Annotated in this window: 13 protein-coding genes; 8 read left to right on the plus strand and 5 right to left on the minus strand. The window is 66.7% G+C overall.

Going from position 1 to position 14,000, the window contains the following annotated elements:
• Nucleotides 1–18 precede the first annotated feature (18 nt).
• From ABIR17_RS05765 to ABIR17_RS05790, 6 genes are all read left to right on the plus strand, one after another.
• Nucleotides 19–960: an ABC transporter permease gene (locus ABIR17_RS05765; protein WP_348003413.1), complete on the plus strand. Its 942-nt coding sequence runs from the start codon at nt 19–21 to the stop codon at nt 958–960.
• Nucleotides 957–2,891 (plus strand): dipeptide/oligopeptide/nickel ABC transporter permease/ATP-binding protein, encoded by a 1,935-nt coding sequence (locus tag ABIR17_RS05770; RefSeq protein WP_348003414.1) that lies wholly within the window; start codon nt 957–959, stop codon nt 2,889–2,891. Before ABIR17_RS05765 ends, ABIR17_RS05770 begins: the two co-directional genes overlap by 4 nt.
• Nucleotides 2,888–3,937, plus strand: coding sequence for an ABC transporter ATP-binding protein (locus ABIR17_RS05775; protein WP_348003415.1), 1,050 nt, complete (start codon nt 2,888–2,890; stop codon nt 3,935–3,937). Before ABIR17_RS05770 ends, ABIR17_RS05775 begins: the two co-directional genes overlap by 4 nt.
• On the plus strand, nt 3,934–5,283 hold the full coding sequence (locus tag ABIR17_RS05780) for a carboxylesterase family protein (protein WP_348003416.1): 1,350 nt from the start codon (nt 3,934–3,936) through the stop codon (nt 5,281–5,283). The genes ABIR17_RS05775 and ABIR17_RS05780 overlap by 4 nt, the downstream gene beginning before the upstream one ends.
• Before the next feature lie 107 nt (nt 5,284–5,390).
• Nucleotides 5,391–7,058, plus strand: a complete 1,668-nt coding sequence (locus ABIR17_RS05785) for an aminotransferase class V-fold PLP-dependent enzyme (RefSeq protein WP_348003417.1) — start codon at nt 5,391–5,393, stop codon at nt 7,056–7,058.
• A 51-nt stretch (nt 7,059–7,109) separates the two neighbouring features.
• Nucleotides 7,110–9,026, plus strand: coding sequence for a right-handed parallel beta-helix repeat-containing protein (locus ABIR17_RS05790; protein ID WP_348003418.1), 1,917 nt, complete (start codon nt 7,110–7,112; stop codon nt 9,024–9,026).
• An 8-nt stretch (nt 9,027–9,034) separates the two neighbouring features.
• On the opposite strand, the gene ABIR17_RS05795 is transcribed toward ABIR17_RS05790, so the two are convergent.
• From ABIR17_RS05795 to ABIR17_RS05805, 3 genes are read right to left on the minus strand one after another with little or no spacing between them, the layout of a single operon-like run.
• Nucleotides 9,035–9,799, minus strand: coding sequence for an ABC transporter permease (locus ABIR17_RS05795; RefSeq protein WP_348003419.1), 765 nt, complete (start codon nt 9,797–9,799; stop codon nt 9,035–9,037).
• Nucleotides 9,796–10,725: an ABC transporter ATP-binding protein gene (locus ABIR17_RS05800; RefSeq protein ID WP_348003420.1), complete on the minus strand. Its 930-nt coding sequence runs from the start codon at nt 10,723–10,725 to the stop codon at nt 9,796–9,798. Before ABIR17_RS05800 ends, ABIR17_RS05795 begins: the two co-directional genes overlap by 4 nt.
• On the minus strand, nt 10,722–11,048 hold the full coding sequence (locus ABIR17_RS05805; protein WP_348003421.1) for a PLD nuclease N-terminal domain-containing protein: 327 nt from the start codon (nt 11,046–11,048) through the stop codon (nt 10,722–10,724). Before ABIR17_RS05805 ends, ABIR17_RS05800 begins: the two co-directional genes overlap by 4 nt.
• A gap of 62 nt (nt 11,049–11,110) precedes the next feature.
• Between ABIR17_RS05805 and ABIR17_RS05810 the strand changes: the two genes are divergently transcribed.
• Nucleotides 11,111–12,397 (plus strand): aspartate aminotransferase family protein, encoded by a 1,287-nt coding sequence (locus ABIR17_RS05810; RefSeq protein ID WP_348003422.1) that lies wholly within the window; start codon nt 11,111–11,113, stop codon nt 12,395–12,397.
• A 67-nt stretch (nt 12,398–12,464) separates the two neighbouring features.
• Here the strand turns inward: ABIR17_RS05810 and ABIR17_RS05815 are convergent, their stop codons facing one another.
• Both ABIR17_RS05815 and ABIR17_RS05820 read right to left on the minus strand, forming a co-directional pair.
• Complete coding sequence (locus ABIR17_RS05815) at nt 12,465–12,629, minus strand: hypothetical protein (protein WP_348003423.1); 165 nt, start codon at nt 12,627–12,629, stop codon at nt 12,465–12,467.
• 9 nt (nt 12,630–12,638) lie between these two features.
• Nucleotides 12,639–13,121 carry a DUF892 family protein gene (locus ABIR17_RS05820; protein WP_348003424.1) on the minus strand — a complete coding sequence of 161 codons (483 nt, stop codon included), beginning with the start codon at nt 13,119–13,121 and terminating at the stop codon, nt 12,639–12,641.
• A gap of 192 nt (nt 13,122–13,313) precedes the next feature.
• On the opposite strand from ABIR17_RS05820, the gene ABIR17_RS05825 reads away from it, so the two are divergent.
• Complete coding sequence (locus ABIR17_RS05825) at nt 13,314–14,000, plus strand: endonuclease/exonuclease/phosphatase family protein (protein WP_348003425.1); 687 nt, start codon at nt 13,314–13,316, stop codon at nt 13,998–14,000.

Here is a 14,000-nt window from a genome sequence, read left to right on the forward strand (position 1 = left end):
CCTAGCCTTCGAGAACTCATGATCAAGAACTTCGTGTGGCGCGTGCTCGGCTCGCTGGTGCTGCTAGTCGTCGTGCCGACCGTCACCTTCTTCCTCCAGGCGATCGCGCCCGTGAACATCGCGCGCTCAGTGCTGGGGCTGAACGCAAGTGAGGAAACCGTTGCCGCTTTCAACAAGCGGCTCGGCCTCGACCAACCCCTCGTCGTGCGCTACGTTGACTGGCTGACCCACGCCATCCACGGCGACCTCGGCGTCTCGTACACCAACCTCCAACCGGTGCAAAACATCATCGGCCCCCGACTCAGCGTCAGCCTGTCGCTGATCGTCGGCGCCCTCCTCGTATTCACCCTCGTCGGCGTTCTGCTGGGGGTGCTCTCCGCGACCGGCGGCAAGGTGGTCGGCAGTATCGTCGACGCCGTCTCGACCGTCGGTCTCGCGGTGCCCAGCTTCGTGCTCGCCGTTCTCCTCATCGCGGCGTTCGCCCTACAATTCCCGATCTTCCCCGCGACGGGGTACGTGGCTCCAACAGTCAATACGGGCCGTTGGGCTTCGTCGCTCGTACTGCCGGTCATCGCCCTCGCCTTCGCCGGCGTCACCGCGGTCGCGAAACAGACCCGCGACCAGATGATGACCTCGATCGCGAGCCCCTACGCCCGCACCCTCCGCGCCAACGGCGCCTCGGAGTTCTCCTTGATCTACAAACATGCGCTCCGCAACGCGTCGGGACCCGTCGTCACGGTGCTCGGCATCATCTTCGTCGGGGCGCTCAGCGGCTCCGTCGTCGTCGAGGGGATCTTCGTGCTCCCGGGTCTCGGCAGCCAGGCGCTGCAGTCGGCTCTGCAGCACGACCTCCCTGTCATCCAGGGCATCGCCCTCTACTTCACGATCATCGTCGTGATCGTCAACGTCCTGATCGACGTCGCCACAACGATCCTCAATCCGAAGGTGCGCCGCTCATGAGCTCGCTGACCGAAGCCATCGCGACCGCCGAGGTCGGGGGATCCCGGAGCGTGCGGTTCCCTCTCGTGCGCGACTTCCTGCGCCGTCCGCTCGGCGTCGTCGCCGGCGCCTTCCTCGTCATCGTCGTCTCGGCGGTTGCCCTGGCCCCCGTCATCTCGCCGTACGACCCGCTCGCCCAGGACCTCGCCCGCTCGCTCGAGACCCCGACGGGCGACCACCTGCTTGGCACCGATCGGCTCGGCCGCGACATCCTGAGCCGCTTGCTCTGGGGTGGCCAGATCAGTTTGATCGGGCTCGTCGAGGCGCTCGCCGTCGCCTTCATCGTCGGCATCGTCCTCGGCCTGCTTGCGGGCTACCTCGGGCGCTTCATCGACCTCGCAGTGTCACGCGTCACCGAGATCGTGATGGCGATCCCGGGCGTCGTCGTGCTGCTCATGGTCTATTCGCTCACCGACAACAACGCGCATGCCGGGATGATCACCCTCGGCTTCTTATCGGTGCCCACGATTCTGCGCGTGACGCGCGCGGCAGCCCGGTCGGTCCGTGGGGAGAACTTCATCGCGGCGTCGCGGGTGTCGGGGATGGCAGGGTTCCGCATCATGGTGCGGCATGTGTTGCCCAACATCTGGGGCCCGATCATTGTCAACACGGCGGTGCTCGCGGCCGTGATCCTCGGCGTGCAGGGCGGCCTCAACTATCTCAATCTCGGTGTCACCCCGCCCGACCCCAGTTGGGGCGGTATGGTCGCGGACGCGCAGAAGAGCCTCGCGCTGCAGCCCTGGCTGATCATCCCGAGCGGCCTGCTCATCACGCTCACGATCATGTCGCTCGCGCTCGTCGCCGACGCCGTGCGCGACACCCTCTCGGCGAAGCGCTCGCGGTCGGGGCGTCGCCTGCTTGTCGCCCCGACCGTCGTCGCGGCGGAGCCGACCCTCCCCGTCGACACCGAGGCGGTTTTATCGGTGCGCTCGCTGTCGATCGCGTTCTCCGGGGTCGAGGTTGTGCGCAACGTCGACTTCGACGTCGCAGCCGGATCGACCCTCGGGATCGTGGGGGAGTCGGGGTGCGGCAAGACCGTCACCGCGTCCGCCGTGCTCGGCGCCCTCGGCCCGACCGCGACGGTGACCGGCCAGGTCGTGTTCGAGGGCCTCGATCTGAACGCCGCGACACGGCGCCAGCGCGCCGCCGTCCGCGGTACCGGGATCTCCTACATCTCGCAAGATCCGATGGTGGCTCTCGACCCGAGCTTCACCGTCGCGAACCAGCTGGGTGAGCTCATCGGACGGCACGATGGCACTCGTGGCCGAAACCGTCGGGCCCGACTGATCGAGCTGCTCACGCTCGTCGGACTGCCGAACCCCGAGGATGTCGCGAAGCGGTTCCCGCACCAGCTCTCGGGCGGGATGGCGCAGCGCGTTGCGATCGCCTGCGCCCTTGCGGGCCGACCCCGCATCCTGGTCGCGGACGAGCCAACGACCGCGCTCGACGTCACCATTCAGGGCGACATCCTCGGCCTTCTGCGACGACTGCAGGAGGAGACCGGGATGGCAATCATCCTGATCACCCACGACCTGGGCGTCGTCGCCGACCTGTGCACTTCGGTGGCGGTCATGTACGCGGGCGAGGTCGTCGAGAGCGCGGATGTCGCGACTCTGTTCGCCGAGCCCGCACACCCGTACACGCGGGCGCTCCTCGCGTCGAATCCGATCGTGGCGGAGCCGGGCACGGTGCTGCGATCGATCCCCGGCACTGTCCCGAGCCCGGCGGACTGGCCGGTCGGCTGCCACTTCTTCGACCGCTGCCCGGTGCGGGTCGACGGCTGCGCGGCAGGTCCCATCCCGCTCGTCGCCGTGCTGAACCGCGAAGAGCACGAAGCCCGCTGCATCCGCGCGGATGAAATCGTCGTCGCGGCCGAGAGGAAGTCAGCATGAGTCCCGAGGCACTGCTCGAGATCAAGGATCTCGCGGTCACCTACTCCCGCGGCCTCGGACGGGCGCCGTTCGTCGCCGTTCACGACCTGTCGCTCACCCTCGGTCGTGGCGAGACCGTTTCGATCGTGGGGGAGTCGGGATCGGGTAAGTCGACGATCGGATCGGCCGTCCTCGGGCTGCAGCCAGCCGCCGCGGGGCGCATCGTGCTCGAGGGCTCGGACATCACGCGACTCAGCCCTCGCCGTCGACGAGAGCTGCGCTCGACGCTGCAGGCCGTGTTCCAGGATCCGTTCTCCTCCCTCGACCCGTCGCAGACGATCGGGGAGGCGGTGGCCGAACCACTCAAGGTTGCCGAGCTCGGCCTCACTTCTGCCGAGCGCACCGACCGCGTCGTCGCGATGCTCGAGAAGGTCGGGATCGGCCGCGAGGCGATGTCGAAGTTCCCTGCCGAGTTTTCGGGCGGTCAGCGTCAGCGCATCGCGATCGCGCGGGCCCTCGTGCTCGAACCGAAGATCGTCGTGTGCGACGAGGCGGTCAGCGCCCTCGACGTCTCTGTGCAGGCGCAGGTGCTCAACCTGCTCGAGCAGATCCAGCGTGAGGCGGGCACCAGCTACATCTTCATCTCGCACAACATGGCGGTCGTGCGGCACATCTCCGATCGCGTCGTCGTGCTCTACCGCGGGCGGGTGATGGAGGAGGGGGCGGCGTCAGACGTCTGCGATCGGCCGGCGCATCCCTATACGCGGTCGCTGCTCGCCTCCGTACCGGTACCCGACGTCGTGGCTCAGAAGCTCCGCCGGGAAGCGCGCGCCTTGGCGAACGCCTCGACCGGTCTCGCGCCTCAGGATGGGGTGGGCTGCCCGTTCGCTCCTCGCTGCCCGTACGCCCAGCAGAAGTGCGTCGAGACGACCCCGCCGCTCGTCGAGACCGGGGACGGCCGCAAAGCCGCGTGCCTCAGACTCGATGAGATTCCTGCCCCCGATGACGTGCCCGCGCTGCGGGTCGTCGCAGTGTCTGCTGTGCCAGTTCTCGGGGAGGACTCGTGAACCCGATCATCACCACTTCGAAGGGTGCCGTCGAGGGTCGCAACGTCGACGGGATCGATCGATTCCTCGGCATCCCCTATGCGGCCCCTCCGTTCGGCGCGCACCGCTTCCTCGCCCCCGCCCCGGTCGCTCCGTGGGAGGGCGTTCGCCAGGGCGACGCGTTCGGACCTACCGCCCCACAGCGGGTCGGAGTCGCTTCGGGCGGTCTGCCGACCGTGATCGAACCGACCGTCGCGGGGGATGACATCCTCAATCTCAACGTCTGGACGCCGGCTGGTCGCGAGGTGCCGTTGCCCGTGCTCGTGTGGATACACGGCGGAGGGTTCTTCGAGGGCTCGAGCGCGAATCCCTGGTACGACGGGGCCGCGTTCGCACGTCAGGGGCTCGTGGTCGTGAGCATCAACTACCGCTTCGGCGCGGAAGGGTTCCTCGAGCTCGAGGGCGCCCCGTCGAACCGCGGATTGCTCGACTGGGTCGCGGCCCTGACCTGGGTGCATGACGAGATCGCGGCGTTTGGTGGCGACCCGTCGCGGGTGACCGTGATGGGACAGTCGGCGGGCGGGATGGCGGTATCGGCGCTGCTGGCTGCCCCGGCGGCGCGCGGGCTGTTCCTCCGGGCGATTCTCGCGAGTGCGGTGAGCGATGTGAGTATCTGGTCGACAGTGGCGGCTCGCAAGGTCGCGGACGCCGTAGTCGCCGAGCTGGGCATCCCGCGCACTCGCGACGCTGCTGCCGCGATCGATCCCGCCGCGTTCCTCGAGGCGCACGCCGTCGTGCTTGCCGCGGCGCAGGCCCAGGGCGAGCCGATCATGCCGCCGTGGGCACCCGTCGTCGACGGCGAGAACTTGCCGGGGTCGGTGTTCGACACGATCGAGGCAGGAGCCGACATCCCGGTGCTGGTCGGATCGACGTCGAACGAGTTCGCGTGGATGGCGTATCGCGACAACCCCGACGACACAGCGAAGCGCGACGAGGGGCAGCGGCTCTTCGCCGACGGGTTCTTCCGCGTTCCGATCCAGAGATTCGCCGAGGCGCGGGTCGCGGTCGGTGCGGCACCCACCTTCCGCTATGAGTTCGCGTGGCAGTCACAGGCGGCGCCGTACATCCGCGCCGGACATTCGCTCGACATCCCGTTCTTCTTTCACAACCTGGACGCACCGTACTTCGCCGACTACGCGGGGCCGAACCCGCCGGTGGCGCTGGCCGACGAGATGCAGGGCGCCTTCGCGGCATTCGTGCGCGACGGCGACCCTGGTTGGGCTCCCTACGGCGAGGGTCGCGCGGTGCGGCTGTTTGACGACCCATCGTGGGTCGGGACGGATGCCGACCTGGGTTTGCCGGCCTGATCGGCGTCGCGGGTCTCTCGATCGCCGAGACCCTCGTGCGGGAAACCGCTCGTGTTCTCGCTGACTGAGAGCTAGCCCGACGGCGACGAGACCGGGATGATGAGCGGATGACGCTGCTCGATCGCATCCGGGAGTCGGTGATCGGCGACGACCAGGTCATGCCGGGGCCGTTCGGTCCGCGTCGCGTCACCTACGCCGACTACACCGCGAGCGGCCGGTCGCTGGGGTTCATCGAAGACTTCATCCGCGAGGAAGTGCTGCCGAGGTACGCGAACACTCACACCGAGTCGTCGGGAACCGGGCTGCAGACCACGCGACTGCGTGAGGATGCCCGCGCCGCGATCCATAGATCCGTGCACGGCACCGACGACACCGTCGTGATCTTCGCCGGGAGCGGGTCGACGGCTGCGATCGACAAACTGGTCGGCATCCTGGGTCTGCGGATTCCGGCCGACCTCGACCGCCGGTACGGGCTCTCCGCGACGATCCCGGCGGATGAGCGCCCCGTCGTGTTCATCGGACCGTTCGAGCACCACAGCAACGAGTTGCCCTGGCGGGAGTCGATCGCCGATGTCGTGACCATTCCCGAGGATGCCAACGGGCACGTCGACATCGACGCCCTCCGCGCCGCTCTCGTCGCGCACGCTGAACGGCCCCTGAAGATCGGCTCGTTCAGCGCCGCGAGCAACGTGACCGGCATCATGACCGACACCACGCTGGTCACCGAGTTGTTGCACGAGTACGGCGCCCTGGCCTGCTGGGATTTCGCCGCCGCCGCTCCCTACGTCGACATCGACGTCGCCGCGGGCGGATTCGATGCCGTGTTCCTGTCGCCGCACAAGTTCATCGGCGGACCGGGGACTCCCGGCATCCTCATCGCCGACAAGCGCATTCTGACCAATTCGGTGCCCGACATGGTCGGCGGTGGCACGGTTGCCTACGTCAATCCGCTTGAGCACCGGTACCTCACCGATCACGCGCATCGGGAGGAGGCCGGCACTCCGGCGATCATCGAGTCGATCCGCGCCGGGTTGGTGTTCGGGCTCAAAGATGCCGTGGGCGTCGAGACGATCCGGGCGGTTGAGGATGACTTCTTAGCGCGCGCGATGCACTCCTGGCTGCGGCATCCCAACATCCAGGTGCTGGGCAACCCGGATGCCGAGCGGTTGTCGATCATCTCGTTCGTCGTGAAACGTCCCGGCGGACGCTACCTGCACCACAACGCTGTCGTCGCGATTCTGAACGACCTGTTCGGCATCCAATCGAGGGGTGGATGCTCGTGCGCGGGCCCGTACGGACATCGCCTGCTCGGCATCGACATCGAGCGATCGCAGGAGTTCGAGCGCGAAATCGCGCGCGGCTGCGAGGGCATCAAGCCGGGCTGGGTGCGGGTCAACTTCAACTACTTCATTAGCGAGACGGTGTTCCAGTACATCGTGCAGGCCGTCGAGTTGGTCGCCGAACACGGTTGGAAGCTCGTGCCGCACTACCGCTTCACGCTCGACTCCGGGCTGTGGCATCACGAGGACGGCGCCGTCGAGCCGCCGCTGCGGCTGACCGACGTGCACTACGACGCCGACGGCCGGATGACGTACCCGCACCACGAGGATCGGGCGCCCGAAGAGGTTCTCGCGGGCTACCTCGAGGAGGCCGTTGCGTTGTTCGCGTCGCTGCCGGATGCCGAGACAATTGAGCAGGCGACCGACGAGATGCTGGGCGAAGATCTCGAGCGACTGCGCTGGTTCGACCTCCCCGCCGTCTCGCTGCGCCCATAAGATGCACCCAACCTTCTCTCCGCGTTGCCAATCGGTCGTCTGAGGACATCCATGCCTGTTCGACCGTTGATGCGCAGCGTCTCGATCGCCGCCACGGCCCTGCTCGTCGGCGTCGGCCTCGCCGTCGTTACCGCCGCACCGGCCAATGCGGCGACGGTGAGCGACACCGCAACGCTCAATGCCGCGATCCTCGCCAACGACCCTGTTCTCGAGATCACCTCGGACTTCACGCTCACCGCGAACATCGCACCCATCAGCTACGCCGTGCAGATCATCGGCAACGGCCACACGATCGATGCCGCCACCTTCGACGCCTTCCGGCTCGACGCCTCGGCGACCGTCGACTCACTCGCGATCGACAACGCGCTGCATGATGCGTTGGCCATCTACCTCGTCAGCGGTGAGACGGCAGTGATCACAGATTTCTCCTCGCACGGCGCGAGCAATGACGGAATCGATGCGACAGTCCTCGACGACGCCGTCCTTCAGGTGACGGGGGGCGAGCACGTCGATGCCTCCTACGGGATCTACCTCCGTGCCGGCGATAGCTCGTCGGTGACGATCGCTGATGTCTCGGTCACCGACGTCAGCTACCCGATCTTCGCCGAGGCTCACGAGGATGGGTCGGTCGTCATAACCGGCGTCCGCGTCACGGCGGGACCGCTCCACAACGGCGGCGGCAACGGGTACGGCGTAGCTCTGTGGGCGACCGAAACGTCGTCGGTGACGCTGGACGATCTCACGGTCACGAGCGCCGCGGATGTTGCAGACGGAGCTTTCTCGACCGGCATCAACGATTACCAGACCGACACCTCGCAGGTCCGGCTCTCGAATGCGACCCTCACGCGGAGCAGCTTCGGCATCCAGAGCTACCTCTTCGACGCCTCCAGCGCTGAGATCTCGAACATCAGGGTGGCCGACAACGGCGCGGGAATCCTCGCGGGTGTCAACGGCGCGCAGGCGTCATTCACGATCCGCGACAGTTCGGTGACCGACTCGGCCGACTACGGCATCGATCTCGAACTCGAGGGGACGGGACTGGTCGACTCCACGACGGTCAGCGGAAGCGGCGGGACAGGGATCTCGATCCTCAAATCCGGGGGAACCCCGCTGTCCATCGTGAATTCGACGATCTCGGGGAACGTCAACGGGGGGATCGCGGGGTCGCTGAACGATAACGGAACGACCCTCGCGATCGCGGGGACGACCGTCGTTGACAACGAGAACGTCGGAATCTCGCTCACCTCCTTCTCCGCCTCCGCGGTCACCGTCGACAACTCCACGATCTCCGGCAACTCCGCAGGCGGCCTGTGGAACGACTTGCGCGACACCAGTTCGGCGATCGTCACCAACTCGACGGTGTCGGGCAACTTTGCCGGCGCCGAAGGCTGGGGTCTGTGGGCCGGCGGCGAGCCGACAGCGTCGTACGAACTGCGCAACTCGACGATCACCGGAAACCAGGGCGTCGTGGGTGCCGGATTCGAGGACGTGAGCGCCTTCATCACTCATTCGATCATCGCCGGCAACGACATCGCCGGGAGTTACGGCGAGTTCTGGGTGAGCCCCGGAACGACCGACAGCTCGGTGGAATGGAGTCTGATCGGCGAGCTCGTCGATGACACCGCGGGCGCGGGATTCACCCAGGGCCCCGGAGTGACGAGCGGGGTTACCGACCCGGGACTTGAACCTCTCGGCGACAATGGCGGACCCACGCTCACCCACCTGCTCTCCGCCTCCAGCCTTGCCCGCGACTCCGGCAACCCGGCGATCACGGATGCTCCCGCTCTCGACCAACGCGGTGAGGCTCGCATCGTCGGCTCAGCGATCGATATCGGAGCCGTCGAGATGGCAGCGACCCTGGCTCCGACGGGCTTCAGCCCGGGACCGGCGGCGGTGCTCGCCGCCCTGCTGCTGCTGGCGGGGTCGCTCCTCGTGGCTGCGCGCGCTCTGCGCCGTCGGCTCGTCTGAGCGGTTCGTTAGAGTTCCTGCCGGCGGAAGATCATCGCGGCCAGCCCCACAACGGCGGCGCAGGCCAGGAGCGAGATCACCATCGGCCAGGTCAGCGGTTCGGTGGCAACGCCCGCCGCGAGGGTGGCCGCGCGGCTAGGGAGTCCGGCCGGCGAGTAGTCGGCGGCCGGCATCCATAGTCCTGCGACCGACAACACCAGGAACGCTCCCAGCCCCGCACCCGAGGCTCCCGCCGATGACCGGATCAGCACCGAGAACAGTGTCATCAGCGACAGGTAGACCAGCGCCAGCACGAGCCAGACTGCGGCGGACGACCAGAGCGCGGCACCGGGTGCTTCACCGAACATCAGCGCCGAGACTCCCCAGGTGATCAGGGTGCCGATCGCCACGAGCGCCGTGAGGTAGAAGGCATTGACGACAGCCTTGACGATCACGAAGGTCGCCCTCGACAGCGGCTTGGTGAGCACCAGGATGGCCGTGCCACTGCGTCGCTCCGATGAGACGAGACCCGCGTAGATGATGATGATCGCGAAAATACCGATCTGCGAAAGGTTCTTGATCCACTGTCCGTAGGCGTCGAAGACCGTTGGCGTCGGCAGCTCGAGCCCCGAGAGTTGGCTTCCGGCGACGGCGGTGAGCAGTTCGGGCGTGTACTTCGCGAGCACCGGTCCGGTCAGCGCGAACAGCAGCACGATCGCCGGAAGCACGACGATCCGCCAGGTGCGGAAGATCTCGAAGAACTCCTTGCGGGCGAAGACGAGCGCGCTGCTCATGAGTGCGCCTCGCCGATGAGATCGAGAAAAACTTCCTCGAGGCCGATCTCGCCCGCCTCAAGCCTGATGAGTCCCGCCTTGTGGTCGACGACCAGGCGCGGGATGTCGTGCTGCGCAGCCCGCACATCGGTCACTGTCGCTTCGATCGACCCGACGTTCTCCCGGGTCACAGCTCCCGCCCAGGGTCGCTGGGCGATCGCGGCGGCGAGAGCATCCGCGCTGCCGGTGACCTCCATCGAGATCTTGTGAGTTCCGTAGCGCGCCTTGAGCTCGGGGATCGGAGCCTGGGTGAGAACGCGACCGCGATCGAGCACCGCGACAGTGTCACAGACTCGTTCGACATCACCCAAGATGTGGGTCGAAAAGAAGATCGTGGTGCGACCGCGCAGCGAGTCGATCATGTCGAGCACGTCTTTGCGCCCGATCGGGTCGAGCGCGCTCGTCGGTTCGTCGAGAAGCAGCAGTTGGGGCGCGTTAATGAGGGCCTGGGCGATGCCGAGGCGTTGCTTCATCCCGCGTGAATATCCGCCGATGCGCGTCGTGACCCCGCCCAGCCCGGCGCTGTCGAGCAGCATCCCGGCGCGTTGGGTGAGCACGCTGCGCTCCACCCCGAAGAGGCCGCCGGCGAATCGCATGAACTCGGGTGCCGTCATCCAGTCGTAGAACGCCGGAACGTCGGGAAGGAAGCCGAGTTGCGCGCGCACCGCGTTGCCCGCACGCGCGACATCGTGCCCGAGAACCCGCACGACGCCGCTGGTCGGCCGCGTCAGCCCGGTGATCAGCCGCAGGGCGGTCGTCTTACCGGCACCGTTCGGGCCGAGAAAGCCGAAGATCGACCCCTCCTCGACGGTGAGGTCAATGGCGTCGAGCGCGTGCTTGCCGTTGTAGGTCTTGGTCAGTGCCGAGACCTCGAGGGCGACCGTCACGGTGCGTCTCGGGTTTCGGGTTCGCCGTAGAGCGCGTCAGCGACTGACTTTCGGGCGGCGCTGCTCGGCGGTGCGGCGGGAGCCAGCTCGGCGGGCGGTGCCGAGGCGCGACCGATAGCGAGGTACAGGATGGCGCCGATCATGTTGACCAGCAGGATGATCGCCACCCAGATCCACTTGTTGCCGAACGTGACGCTCGCGCGCGGTCGGCGAGCGAGGCTGACCAGAGCGACGACGTCGAGGGCGATCTGGACGACGGCGAGGACACCCAAAATTGCCCACACTCCCGGGGAGATCGAACTGAGATCCAGGTTCGGATTCACGGTGACGCCTCCTGCTCTCGTTGGCGTCAATGTAAGCACGGGTAGATCGGTATCGTTCGAAGATGACCGACTTCTGGGCCGATGCCGACGCTCACCTGCTGCGCTACGGCGCGACCTGGACTCCCGAGATCATCGTGAAGGCGAAGGGCACGCTGCTCTATACCGAGAGTGGTCGCGAGTTGCTCGATTTCACGAGCGGTCAGATGAGTTCGATCCTCGGGCATTCGCATCCCGACGTCGTCGCGACGGTGCAGCGTCAGGTGGCCGAACTCGATCACCTCTACAGCGGGATGCTGTCGCGCCCGGTCGTCGACCTCGCACGCCGTCTGAGCGAAACGCTGCCGGCATCCCTCTCCAAGGTGCTGCTGCTCACCACGGGGGCAGAGTCGAACGAAGCCGCGATCCGCATGGCCAAGTTGGTGACCGGCAAGCACGAGATCGTCTCGTTCTCGCGCTCCTGGCACGGGATGACGCACGCAGCCGCCGCGGCGACCTACAGCGCCGGGCGCAAGGGCTACGGCCCGGTCTCGCCGGGCAACATCGCGATCCCGCCGCCCTATGCCTACCGCCCAGATTTTGTGAACCCCGATGGCACGCACGACTGGCGTCGCCAGCTCGACTTCTCGTTCGAACTAGTTGACGCGCAGTCGGTCGGCAGTCTCGCCGCCTGCATCATCGAGCCGATCCTCAGCTCGGGCGGCATCATCGAACTCCCGCTCGGGTACCTCGCCGCGCTGAAGCAGAAGTGCGAGGAGCGCGGGATGCTGCTGATCCTCGACGAGGCGCAGACCGGGGTCTGCCGCACGGGCGACTTCTACGCGTTCGAGCGAGATGGAGTGGTGCCCGATATCCTGACCCTGTCGAAGACGCTCGGTGCCGGGCTGCCGCTCGCCGCCGTCATCACGAGCGCTGAGATCGAGCAGGAGGCCTACGACCGCGGGTTCCTGTTCTTCACGACCCACGTCTCCGACCCCCTGGTCGCCGCCGTCGGACTGACCGTTCTGGATGTCATCGAGCGCGACGGGCTGCTCGAGCGGGCCCAAGTGCTCGGAAAACAGCTCGGCGACGGACTACGCGCGCTTCAGCAGAAACACGAGGCCATCGGGGATGTGCGCGGCCGCGGGTTGATGCAGGGCGTCGAACTGGTGCTCGACCGCACGACGAAGGAGCCAGCCGAAGACCTCGGCGTGCTCGTCACACAGAAGTGTCGGGAACGGGGGCTGCACATGAACGTCGTGCAGTTGAAGGGGATGGGCAGCACGTTCCGCATCGCGCCACCGATCACCAGCACCGCCGACGAGATCGCCCAGGGGATCGACATTCTCGACCAGGCGCTGTCTGCGGCTTAAGCCATCGTCTCTGCAATGCACAATGTCGGCCCACTGGCCGTCGGTTCTGCGCTGCTTCAGCTGCGAGTCACTCCTCGCTTGAGGCGGCGGCCAGCAGCATCGCGGCGACCTTCTGCACGGGTTCGTTCCGAGCCAGCGCCCTCACCAGCGTCGCCTGCAACCGAGCTGTCTGCTCGGGATTCAAGTCGGGGCTGGAGATGGAGTCGCTGACCGTGTCGTAGGTGATCTTCATGTCGTAGCCTCAGCCCGCGAGCTTCTGCAGCATGGTGTGCAGTTCTTCACTGGTGTGGGTCTCCTGGTCCAGGTTGGCCTGCAACAGTGCGGCGACCTCGGTCGCGCCCATCGCCGTCACGGGGATGATCAGAGACTGATAGGCCGAGATCTCGTAGTGCTCGTTGCCGAGCGCACAGGACAGCACGACCTGGTCACGCAGCTTCGGGGCGCTGCGCTCGATCAGTGAACCGGCCTGCTTGCCAATCCCCTTGGTGCTCGGCGAGGGAGCCTTCGAGAGCTTGAGGTCGAGTAGTTGGAACACGCGATGAAGGTTGGCGATCTGCTCCTTCGTCTCGTCCGCGTGGTGGCGGAACATCTGCTTCACCTCTGCCGACTTCGCTCCTTTGCTGAGTTCGCCGAGTGCGGCGAGAGAGTCGTCTTCCATCGTGAGGGCGGTACGGAGCTGGTAGTGGAGCAGCTCGGGGGGCGTCTGAAGTGTCTGCTGGACCATGGGGATCTTTCCGGGAGTACGCGCTTCTGAGGCGAGCGTCGAGTCGGGCTGTCCGTCTCGTACGTCAGGTCTACGTGAGGTGTTGGCGCCCTCCAAGAGGTTGACCTTCGCGGGTCGGGCGGCTATGCGCGACCCTCTACGTTCACCGTGAAGACGTTCCCCGTCGCCCCCCTATCGCTGTACCGTGAATTGATGCGCACACTGAGCTACAACCTCGAGAAGCACAAGGCCGCGGGTGAGCTGGTGGCGTTGACGGAGCAGTTCGACCTCGACGTGCTGTGCTTGCAAGAGTGTGAGACGACCGACCTCCCCATTGAGCTGGGGCCGCTCCACCTCGCCGATTCGACGCAGCGCAACCGCCTCGGGCTGGCGATCTACCACCGCCGCGACCGCTTCGAGTCGCTCGAGACCAAGGCCTATTCGCTCAAACGTGGGCTGCACGATCGCATCGCAGCGCCCGCCCACGAGCGGTTGCTCGCCTGCCGACTCCGGGATGTCGTTGAGGGCCGAGACCTGCTCGTCGCCTCATTCCATGCCTCGCCGCTGACGGCATCCAACTCGTTGCGACGCAACCAGATTGCGTCGGCACACGCGCGGTTGCGCGACCTTGGCCCGGGGCTGCCGGCCCTGATGGTGGGTGACTACAACTACCCGCTCGGCAAGGCGAAACTCGGCGCCCGGATGCTCAAGGGCGGCTACGACCTCACCCTGAGCGACACCCGCACGTACACGAGATACAAGGTCGTGCGGGGTCACTTCGACTTCGCGACCTCGGCCGGCATGACAATCGACGGCATCGAGACTCTCACCCGAGGGGCGTCGGACCACATGCCGATTCTCGTCACATCGACCTACCGCGAGGTCGAAGCCGCGGCCTGA

Origin of the sequence: Pseudolysinimonas sp. (genome assembly GCF_039912695.1) — a bacterium.
Classification (GTDB): domain Bacteria; phylum Actinomycetota; class Actinomycetes; order Actinomycetales; family Microbacteriaceae; genus Pseudolysinimonas_A.

Bases quoted from the DNA above. Each gene is read 5' to 3' on its own strand.
- ABIR17_RS05790 (WP_348003418.1), top strand. From the start codon at position 7,110: ATGCCTGTTCGACCGTTGATGCGCAGCGTCTCGATCGCCGCCACGGCC.
- ABIR17_RS05770 (WP_348003414.1), top strand. From the start codon at position 957: ATGAGCTCGCTGACCGAAGCCATCGCGACCGCCGAGGTCGGGGGATCC.
- ABIR17_RS05775 (WP_348003415.1), top strand. From the start codon at position 2,888: ATGAGTCCCGAGGCACTGCTCGAGATCAAGGATCTCGCGGTCACCTAC.
- ABIR17_RS05785 (WP_348003417.1), top strand. From the start codon at position 5,391: ATGACGCTGCTCGATCGCATCCGGGAGTCGGTGATCGGCGACGACCAG.
- ABIR17_RS05820 (WP_348003424.1), bottom strand. From the start codon at position 13,121: ATGGTCCAGCAGACACTTCAGACGCCCCCCGAGCTGCTCCACTACCAG.
- ABIR17_RS05795 (WP_348003419.1), bottom strand. From the start codon at position 9,799: ATGAGCAGCGCGCTCGTCTTCGCCCGCAAGGAGTTCTTCGAGATCTTC.
- ABIR17_RS05815 (WP_348003423.1), bottom strand. From the start codon at position 12,629: ATGAAGATCACCTACGACACGGTCAGCGACTCCATCTCCAGCCCCGAC.
- ABIR17_RS05825 (WP_348003425.1), top strand. From the start codon at position 13,314: ATGCGCACACTGAGCTACAACCTCGAGAAGCACAAGGCCGCGGGTGAG.
- ABIR17_RS05810 (WP_348003422.1), top strand. From the start codon at position 11,111: ATGACCGACTTCTGGGCCGATGCCGACGCTCACCTGCTGCGCTACGGC.
- ABIR17_RS05765 (WP_348003413.1), top strand. From the start codon at position 19: ATGATCAAGAACTTCGTGTGGCGCGTGCTCGGCTCGCTGGTGCTGCTA.